Origin of the sequence: Pseudomonas viridiflava (assembly GCF_900602065.1) — a bacterium.
Lineage (GTDB): Bacteria > Pseudomonadota > Gammaproteobacteria > Pseudomonadales > Pseudomonadaceae > Aquipseudomonas.
The window spans coordinates 1-278 of record NZ_UWFN01000380.1; the positions used below are offsets into that span (position 1 = coordinate 1).

A 278-nucleotide genomic window follows, 5' to 3' on the forward strand; every position below is an offset into this window, starting at 1 on the left:
ACACGTAGCGCCACGGTTTGAACACCACGCCATAGATGGGCGTAGTAATTGCCTCGTCATACAGCGAAGTCCGCGGGCCGCTGCCATAGGCGTAGCCCTGAACGCGCAGTTGCTGACGACGCAGCCCCGCCGTCACCAACAGACGATCGTCGAAGAAGCCCAGCGTGTCGGAGAACGCTGCGCTGCGCATGCGGCTCTTGCCGGTGATGCCGGGGTCGTTCAGGTCGCCGGCGGTGATACCGGTCAGCGCAGGACGCGTGGTGGACACCGGATCGTAT

The 278-nt window shown here is 64.0% G+C and carries 1 pseudogene; it reads right to left on the reverse strand.

The annotated features are described in order from the left end of the window. Nucleotides 1-278, reverse strand: a pseudogene (locus tag EE949_RS29065) (TonB-dependent siderophore receptor); the annotation flags it as partial.